This window comes from Streptomyces sp. SID5785 (genome assembly GCF_009870065.1).
Classification (GTDB): Bacteria; Actinomycetota; Actinomycetes; order Streptomycetales; family Streptomycetaceae; genus Streptomyces.
On record NZ_WWIA01000253.1, the window covers coordinates 1 to 7,884 of the forward strand.

The 7,884-nt window shown below is 71.9% G+C and carries 9 protein-coding genes; 7 read left to right on the forward strand and 2 right to left on the reverse strand.

All coding sequences use genetic code 11. The annotated features are described in order from the left end of the window. The 3 genes from GTW43_RS07635 to GTW43_RS07645 form a co-directional block, all read left to right on the forward strand. The coding region (locus tag GTW43_RS07635; protein ID WP_161300868.1) for a type III polyketide synthase at positions 1–894 on the forward strand (894 nt) is incomplete at its 5' end. Continuing rightward, positions 891–2,111, forward strand: coding sequence for a cytochrome P450 (locus tag GTW43_RS07640; RefSeq protein WP_161300869.1), 1,221 nt, complete (start codon positions 891–893; stop codon positions 2,109–2,111). The genes GTW43_RS07635 and GTW43_RS07640, both read left to right, overlap by 4 nt. Then, on the forward strand, positions 2,108–2,641 hold the full coding sequence (locus GTW43_RS07645; RefSeq protein ID WP_161300870.1) for a cupin domain-containing protein: 534 nt from the start codon (positions 2,108–2,110) through the stop codon (positions 2,639–2,641). The genes GTW43_RS07640 and GTW43_RS07645 overlap by 4 nt, the downstream gene beginning before the upstream one ends. 67 nt (positions 2,642–2,708) lie before the next feature. On the opposite strand, the gene GTW43_RS07650 is transcribed toward GTW43_RS07645, so the two are convergent. Beyond that, the gene (locus GTW43_RS07650; protein WP_161300871.1) at positions 2,709–3,935 is read right to left on the reverse strand and encodes an acyl-CoA dehydrogenase family protein; all 1,227 of its coding nucleotides are present in this window, start codon (positions 3,933–3,935) and stop codon (positions 2,709–2,711) included. A gap of 163 nt (positions 3,936–4,098) precedes the next feature. Between GTW43_RS07650 and GTW43_RS07655 the strand changes: the two genes are divergently transcribed. Further along, the gene (locus GTW43_RS07655; protein WP_161300872.1) at positions 4,099–4,752 is read left to right on the forward strand and encodes a TetR family transcriptional regulator; all 654 of its coding nucleotides are present in this window, start codon (positions 4,099–4,101) and stop codon (positions 4,750–4,752) included. A 46-nt stretch (positions 4,753–4,798) separates the two neighbouring features. Here the strand turns inward: GTW43_RS07655 and def are convergent, their stop codons facing one another. Continuing rightward, the gene (def, locus tag GTW43_RS07660) at positions 4,799–5,347 is read right to left on the reverse strand and encodes a peptide deformylase (protein WP_161300873.1); all 549 of its coding nucleotides are present in this window, start codon (positions 5,345–5,347) and stop codon (positions 4,799–4,801) included. A gap of 143 nt (positions 5,348–5,490) precedes the next feature. Between def and GTW43_RS07665 the strand changes: the two genes are divergently transcribed. The 3 genes from GTW43_RS07665 to GTW43_RS07675 all read left to right on the forward strand — a co-directional run. Further along, positions 5,491–6,729, forward strand: a complete 1,239-nt coding sequence (locus GTW43_RS07665; protein WP_161300874.1) for a MurT ligase domain-containing protein — start codon at positions 5,491–5,493, stop codon at positions 6,727–6,729. Between the two features lie 48 nt (positions 6,730–6,777). After that, complete coding sequence (locus GTW43_RS07670) at positions 6,778–7,509, forward strand: glutamine amidotransferase (RefSeq protein ID WP_161300875.1); 732 nt, start codon at positions 6,778–6,780, stop codon at positions 7,507–7,509. A gap of 163 nt (positions 7,510–7,672) precedes the next feature. Next, the coding region (locus GTW43_RS07675) for a 6-phosphofructokinase (RefSeq protein WP_202501175.1) at positions 7,673–7,884 on the forward strand (212 nt) is incomplete at its 3' end.

Genomic DNA, 7,884 nt, shown 5'->3' on the forward strand with positions numbered 1-7,884 from the left:
GGCTTCGAGGAGCGCAACACGCTCTACCAGGCGGAGGCCAAGGCCCGGGTGCCCGCGGTGGTGCAGCGGGCGCTCGACGACGCGGAGCTGCGCGCCACGGACATCGACGTGATCATCTACGTGTCGTGCACGGGCTTCATGATGCCGTCGCTGACCGCGTGGCTGATCAACGAGATGGGCTTCTCCAGCGACACCAGACAGATACCTATAGCCCAGCTGGGCTGCGCCGCCGGCGGCGCCGCGGTGAACCGGGCGCACGACTTCTGCACCGCCTACCCCGAGGCGAACGCACTGATCGTGGCCTGCGAGTTCTGCTCCCTGTGCTACCAGCCCACCGACCTGGGCATCGGCTCCCTGCTGTCCAACGGACTGTTCGGCGACGGAGTCGCCGCGGCGGTCGTGCGCGGCAGCGGCGGTACCGGCATCACGCTGGAGCGCAACGGCTCGTACCTCATCCCGAAGACCGAGGACTGGATCGCCTACGACGTCCGGGCCACGGGATTCCACTTCCTGCTCGACAAGCGCGTGCCCACGACGATGGAACCGCTCGCGCCGGCGCTCCAGCAGCTCGCAGGACTGCACGGCTGGAACGCGTCCGAGCTGGACTTCTACATCATCCACGCGGGCGGCCCGCGCATCCTGGACGACCTCAGCAAGTTCCTCCAGGTGCCGCCGGACGCCTTCCGCTTCAGCCGTGCCACGCTCACCGAGTACGGCAACATCGCCAGCGCCGTCGTCCTGGACGCGCTGCGCCGCCTCTTCGACGAGGGCGGCGCGCACGACACGGCGCGCGGGCTGCTCGCCGGGTTCGGTCCCGGGATCACCGCGGAGATGTCGCTGGGCCGCTGGAGCCGTCCCACCGAACGCGCAGGGCTCGCGGAGGCCGCCGTATGACCGAGAACACCACCACCCGTCCGCCGGTGCGCGCCTGGCCCGCGCTCGACCTGCACGGCGTCGACTTCGACCCGGTGCTGACCCGCCTGATGCGCGAGGGACCCGTCACCCGCATCCAGCTGCCGAACGGCGAGGGCTGGGCCTGGCTGGTCACGCGCCACGAGGACGTCCGCACGGTCACCAACGATCCGCGCTTCAGCCGTGAGGCCGTCGTCGGCCGCCAGGTGACGCGTCTGGCGCCGCACTTCATCCCGCAGGCCGGTGCCGTGGGCTTCGCCGATCCGCCGGACCACACGCGGCTGCGGCGCTCGGTGGCGGCCGCGTTCACGGCGCGCGGCGTCGAGCGGCTGCGCACGCGCGCGCAGGGCATGCTCGACGAGCTCGTGGACGGCGTGCTGCGCGACGGCCCGCCCGCCGACTTCACGGAGCGGATCCTCGCTCCGTTCCCCATCGCCGTGATCTGCGAGCTCATGGGCGTCCCGGCGGGCGACCGGCATCTGATGCACACCTGGACGCAGTTGATCCTGTCCTCCGCGCACGGTGCCGACGTCAGCGAGCGCGCACGGAACGAGATGTCCGCGTACTTCACGCACCTGGTGCGCTCGCGCGGCGACAGTGCCGGCGAGGACGTGACGTCGCTGCTGGGCGCCGCCGTGGCCGCCGGTGAGATCACCGAGGACGAGGCGGTCGGTCTCGCGGTGCTCGTCCAGATCGGCGGCGAGGCCGTCACCAACAACTGCGGCAACATGACCTACGTGCTGCTCACGCGGCCCGACCTGATGGCGCGGCTGCGCGCGGAACCCGGACTGCGCCCGCAGGCCATCGACGAGCTGCTGCGCTACATCCCGCACCGCAGCGCCGTGGGTCTGTCGCGCATCGCCCTGGAGGACGTCGACGTCGCGGGGGTGCGGATCAGCGAGGGCGACCCCGTGTACGTGTCCTATCTGGCGGCGAACCGCGATCCGGACGTGTTCCCCGACCCGGACACCATCGACTTCGACCGCAGCCCGAATCCGCACGTCTCCTTCGGGTTCGGACCGCACTACTGCGTGGGCGGCATGCTGGCGCGGCTGGAGTCCGAGCTCCTCGTCGGGGCGATGCTGGAGCGCTTCACCGACCTGCGCCTGGACGTGCCGCCCGAGGACGTCCCGTTCCGCAAGGGCGCGCTGATCCGCGGCCCGGAGGCCATGCCCGTGACGTGGTCGGAGACCGGATGACGGCTCTGACGCCGCCCGAGGGACTGCTGGTGCCGCCGGGACAGGGCCGTGTCGTGGAGGCACCGGCGCAGCAGGTCACCTTCAAGGTCACCGGCGACCACTCGCGCACGGCGTCGAGCTTCGAGGTGGTGGTGCCGCCGGGCTTCGACGTCGGCGCCCATGTGCACACCAGGAGCGAGGAGTTGTTCTACGTCCTCGACGGCGAGCTGGACGTGCTCGCCTTCGAGCCGCGGATCCGTACGCCGGACAACTGGCAGCGCTGGCAGTCCCCCACGGGCAGCAAGGTCGTCCGGGCGACGCCGGGCACCGTCATCGTCGTGCCGCCGGGCTGTCCGCACGCGTTCGCCAACCCGACGGGCCGGCCGGCCAAGATGTTCTTCCAGGCCTCTCCCCCGCCGGATCACGAGCGGTACTTCGAGGAACTCCTGGAGATCCTCGCGACGGACGGCCCGCCCGATCACGCGGCGATCGAGGAGCTGAGGTCGCGCTACGACATCGAGCAGCTGACCCCGCTGCGGCACGGGGCCTGACCGTGCCGCGGCGGGGCCCGCGGTCGTGCACCGGGCGGCCGCCTCCTGAGGCGGCCGCCCGGATCGGCTAGCGGATCGGCATGCCGGACAGGGTGCGGGCGATGACGAGGCGCTGGATCTCGCTCGTGCCCTCGAAGATCGTGTAGATCGCGGCGTCGCGGTGCATGCGCTCCACCGGGTACTCACGGGTGAAGCCGTTGCCGCCGAGGATCTGGACCGCCTGGGCGGTGACCTTCTTGGCGGTCTCGCTCGCGAACAGCTTGGACATGGAGCCCTCGGCGTTCTCGAACTTCTTGCCGGTGGTCGCCATCCACGAGGCGCGCCACACCAGCAGGCGCGCGGCGTCGATCGACGTGCGCATGTCGGCGAGCTGGAACGCGACGCCCTGGTTGTCGATGATCGGGCGGCCGAACTGCTCGCGCGTCTTGGCGTACTCCAGCGCCTCCTCGTAGGCGGCGCGCGCGGTGCCGACGGCCATGGCGCCGACGGCCGGGCGGGAGGCCTCGAAGGTGGCCATGGCGGCGTTCTTCACGCGCTCGCCGCCGGACTTCGCCTTCTCGCGCGCGCGGGCGAGGCGCTCGTCGAGCTTGTCCTTGCCGCCGAGCAGGCAGGAGCCGGGCACGCGGACTCCCTCGAGGACGACCTCGGCGGTGTGCGAGGCGCGGATGCCGTGCTTCTTGAACTTCTGCCCCTGGGACAGCCCCGGGGTGTTCGGCGGCACGATGAAGGAGGCGTGGCCCTTGGAGCCGAGCTCCGGGTCCACCGCGGCCACCACGACGTGGACGTTGGCGATGCCGCCGTTGGTCGCCCAGGTCTTGGTGCCGTTCAGCACCCACTCGTCCTTGGCCTCGTCGTACACCGCGCGCGTGCGCATGGCGGCGACGTCGGAGCCGGCGTCGGGCTCGGAGGAGCAGAAGGCGGCGACCTTCACGTCGGCGGCGTCGCCGTACATCTGCGGGATCCAGGTGCCGATCTGCTCCTCGGTGCCGTTGGCGAGGACGCCGACGGCGGCGAGGCCCGTACCGACGATCGACAGGGCGATGCCCGCGTCGCCCCAGAAGAGCTCCTCCATCGCCATCGGGATGCCGAGGCCCGAGGGGTCGAAGAACTGCTGCGCGTAGAAGTCGAGGGAGTAGATTCCCAGCTTGGCGGCCTCCTGGATGACGGGCCAGGGCGTCTCCTCACGCTCGTCCCACTCGGCGGCCGCGGGGCGGATCACGTCGGCGGCGAAGCCGTGCAGCCAGTCACGGACTTCTTTCTGCTCGTCGTTGAGATCCATCGTGAACTCGGCCATGACCCCTCCAGGGCTGCATACACTGCATGCGTTACTTGCGGTAACGAGAGTCTGTTACTCACCAGTAGCCCATGTCAACCGCCTCGTACGCGTTCGATGCCGGACATGGGCCGGGTGTTACCTTTCGCGTGCGTCAAGCCATCGCACGGGCGGGGAGATCCTCATGGAGACCACACAGCGGACCGATCAGCGCGCGGACCAGCAGTCCGCCGCCGAGCGCCGGCGGCGCGAGCTGCTCGAGGCCGCCGACCGCGTGGTGCTCCGGGACGGCCCCGGCGCCTCGATGAACGCGATCGCCGCCGAGGCAGGGATCACCAAGCCGATCCTGTACCGGCACTTCGGCGACAAGGGCGGACTCTACGCGGCGCTCGCCAAGCGGCACACCGACGCCCTGCTGGCCTCGCTGCGGGCCGCGCTCGACGCCCCCGCGGAGCGCCGCCGCCGGGTCGAGTCGACCCTGGACACCTACCTCGCCGCGATCGAGGCCCGGCCGCAGGTCTACCGGTTCCTGATGCACCCGGCGGAGAGCCCCACCGGGGAGAACGGCTTCGACGTGGGCCGGCACTCCGCGCCGCTGCTGCGGCGCATGGGCGAGGACCTGGCGGACGTCATCGAGGAGCGCGTGGACCTGGGCCCCGCCGGGCAGCAGCTCGCGCGCGTATGGGGCCACGGCATCGTCGGCATGATGCACGCCGCGGGCGACTGGTGGCTCGGCGACCGCCCGTGCTCCCGCGAGGACCTGGTCCGGGCGCTCGCGGATCTCCTGTGGGGACGCCTCGCGGCGGCCGGCGACAAGGTGGGCGGCCCCGGGTTCTGAAGCGCCCCGGCCCCGGCCGCCCCGGTTTCTCGCGGGAAGGACCGGCTCAGCCCCCGGCGCGGGCCCAGGGCGCCCTGGCCGCCTGGCGCATCACCCGGCGCAGGCGCCACCCCGTGACCCGGTCCGCGTAGATGCGCCCCTCCAGGTGGTCGCACTCGTGCTGGAGGCAGCGGGCGAACCAGCCGGTGCCGTGGATCACCACCGGCTCGCCCGTGACGTCGACGCCCTCCACGCGCGCGTGGTCGAAGCGCGGGGTGCCGGCCTCGAGGCCCGGCAGCGACAGACAGCCCTCGGGGCCCCGGACCACGACGCCGTCGGCCTCGACCAGACGCGGGTTCACGACATGGCCGACGTGGCGCACATCGTCGTCGTCCTCGCAGTCGTAGACGAAGACCCGCAGCGCCTCGCCCACCTGGTTCGCGGCGAGGCCGACGCCCTGGGCCGCGTACATCGTGGCGAACATGTCCTCCACCAGCCGCCCGAGCGCGGAGCCGAAGTCCGTCACCGGCGCGCAGGGCTCGCGCAGCACCGGATCGCCGAGCAGGGTCAGGGGTCGTACGCGCCCCGAGGCGCCGGGGATCGAGCCGTGTCGCATGGCCGTAAGGGTACGGTCCGGGACAAGGCCGCCTGTGCTGGTGGTGCCGCTGTTCGGGCTTGTCGGAGGATCTCGATAGGCTGAGGCCGGAAAGCGATGCCGGGGGCAGGCGCGGGCGCCGTACGCAAGGAGGACCCAGGAAGATGGCAGGCAACTCGGAGTCGATGTCTCCGCGGGCCAAGCTCGCGGTGACGGCGGGCAAGGCCGCGGCCGCGGTGTCGCGTGCTGCGGGCCGCGGCAGCGGCTCGGTGATCGGTGGCAAGGTCGCCCTCAGGCTCGACCCCGAGCTCCTCGGACGGCTCGCGCAGCACTTGGACGTCGTGCTCGTCTCGGCGACGAACGGCAAGACGACCACCACGCGCCTGATCGCGGAGGCGCTGCGTGCGAGCGGCGAGGTCGTGTCGAACGCGCTGGGCGCGAACATGCCCGCCGGCATCACCTCCGCGCTGGCCGGCGGCTCCGCCGCCAAGTTCGGCGTCATCGAGGTCGACGAGAAGTACCTGGCGGGTGTCGCGCGCGACACGAGCCCGAAGGCGATCGCCCTGCTCAACCTCTCGCGCGACCAGCTGGACCGCGCGGCGGAGACCCGCATGCTCGCGGAGAAGTGGCGCGAGGGCCTGTCCGGCTCGAAGGCGGTCGTCATCGCCAACGCGGACGACCCGCTGGTCGTCTGGGCCGCCTCCTCCTCGCCGAACGTCGTGTGGGTCGCGGCGGGCCAGGAGTGGAAGGACGACGCCTGGTCCTGCCCGGCCTGCGGCGGTGTGATGCAGCGCCCCGGCGACGACTGGTTCTGCGGCGAGTGCGGCTTCCGCCGTCCCACCGCGAGCTGGGCGCTCCAGGGCGACTACGTGCTCGACCCGCACGGCTCCGCCTGGCCGATCCACCTCCAGCTCCCCGGCCGTGCCAACAAGGCGAACGCGGCCACCTCCGCGGCTGTCGCCGCCGTCTTCGGCGTGCCGCCGCAGGTGGCCCTGGAGCGCATGTACCAGGTGCAGGCCGTCGCGGGCCGCTACGACGTCGTGCGGTTCATGGAGCGCGACCTGCGCCTGCTGCTCGCGAAGAACCCCGCGGGCTGGCTCGAGACGTTCACGCTCATCGACCCGCCGCCGACCCCCGTGATCCTCTCGGTGAACGCGCGCGGTGCGGACGGCACCGACACCTCCTGGCTGTGGGACGTCGACTACACGCGGCTGGCCGGGCACCCGATCTGCGTGATCGGCGACCGCAAGCTCGACCTCGCGGTCCGGCTCGAGGTCGCGGGCCTGGACTTCCGGGTGTGCGAGACGCTCGACGAGGCGGTCCAGCTCCTGCCCCCGGGCCGGATCGAGCTGATCGCCAACTACACCGCGTTCCAGGACGTCCGCCGCCGCGTGGGCAACTGACCCGCCCGCCGAGAACCAGCTGACCAGCTGAACCAGCTAAGGATGAGCATGAGCGACAGCAGCCTGCGCCTCGTGTGGGTCTACCCCGACCTGCTGAGCACCTACGGCGACCAGGGCAACGCCCTCGTGGTGGAGCGCCGGGCCCGCCAGCGCCGACTCAATGTCGAGCGCTACGACGTGCGCAGCGACCAGCCGATCCCCACCTCCGGTGACATCTACCTGATCGGCGGCGGCGAGGACCGCCCGCAGCGGCTCGCGGCCGAGCGGCTGCGCCGCGACGGCGGCCTGCAGCGCGCGGTGGGCAACGGCGCGATCGTCTTCTCGGTCTGCGCCGGGTACCAGATCCTCGGCCACGAGTTCATCAACGACCTGGGTGAGCGCGAGCCGGGCCTCGGTCTGCTCGACGTGGTCTCCACCCGGGGCGAGGGCGAGCGCTGCGTGGGCGACGTGCTGGGTGACATCGACCCGCAGCTGGGGCTGCCCCCGCTGACCGGCTTCGAGAACCACCAGGGCATCACGCACCTCGGCCCCACGGCCCGCCCCTTCGCCCGCACCCGCATCGGCCGGGGCAACGGCACGGGCGACGGCACCGAGGGCGCCTTCAACGACACGGTGTTCGGCACGTACATGCACGGGCCCGTGCTGGCGCGCAACCCGCAGATCGCCGACCTGCTCCTGAAGCTGGCCCTCGATGTGAACGCGCTGCCGCCGGTGGACGAGCAGTGGTACGAGGCCCTGCGCAACGAGCGGATCGCGGCCGCGACGGCCCAGCCCGCGTAGCGTCCACACCCCCTTCGGGGCAGGTCGCCGCCCATATGAGCGGGGTTGTCCAGCAGGCGGACGCCCCGTACGGAAGGGCCCCCGGACGCCGATAAGGTACGGGGGTCCAGCCGGACGGCGCGGTCCGGCCATCGGCCCACGTTTGCAAAGGTATTGCGGGCTTATGCGTATTGGTGTCCTCACCTCCGGCGGAGACTGTCCCGGACTGAACGCCGTGATCCGTTCGGTCGTCCACCGAGCCGTCGTCGACCACGGCGACGAGGTCATCGGCTTCCACGACGGGTGGAAGGGCCTGCTCGAGTGCGACTACCGCAAGCTGGACCTGGACGCCGTCGGCGGCATCCTCGCCCGCGGCGGCACCATCCTCGGCTCCTC

Excerpts from the sequence above, each read along its gene's own strand:
- GTW43_RS07640 (WP_161300869.1), top strand. The coding sequence starts at position 891 with ATGACCGAGAACACCACCACCCGTCCGCCGGTGCGCGCCTGGCCCGCG.
- GTW43_RS07645 (WP_161300870.1), top strand. The coding sequence starts at position 2,108 with ATGACGGCTCTGACGCCGCCCGAGGGACTGCTGGTGCCGCCGGGACAG.
- GTW43_RS07650 (WP_161300871.1), bottom strand. The coding sequence starts at position 3,935 with ATGGCCGAGTTCACGATGGATCTCAACGACGAGCAGAAAGAAGTCCGT.
- GTW43_RS07655 (WP_161300872.1), top strand. The coding sequence starts at position 4,099 with ATGGAGACCACACAGCGGACCGATCAGCGCGCGGACCAGCAGTCCGCC.
- def (WP_161300873.1), bottom strand. The coding sequence starts at position 5,347 with ATGCGACACGGCTCGATCCCCGGCGCCTCGGGGCGCGTACGACCCCTG.
- GTW43_RS07665 (WP_161300874.1), top strand. The coding sequence starts at position 5,491 with ATGGCAGGCAACTCGGAGTCGATGTCTCCGCGGGCCAAGCTCGCGGTG.
- GTW43_RS07670 (WP_161300875.1), top strand. The coding sequence starts at position 6,778 with ATGAGCGACAGCAGCCTGCGCCTCGTGTGGGTCTACCCCGACCTGCTG.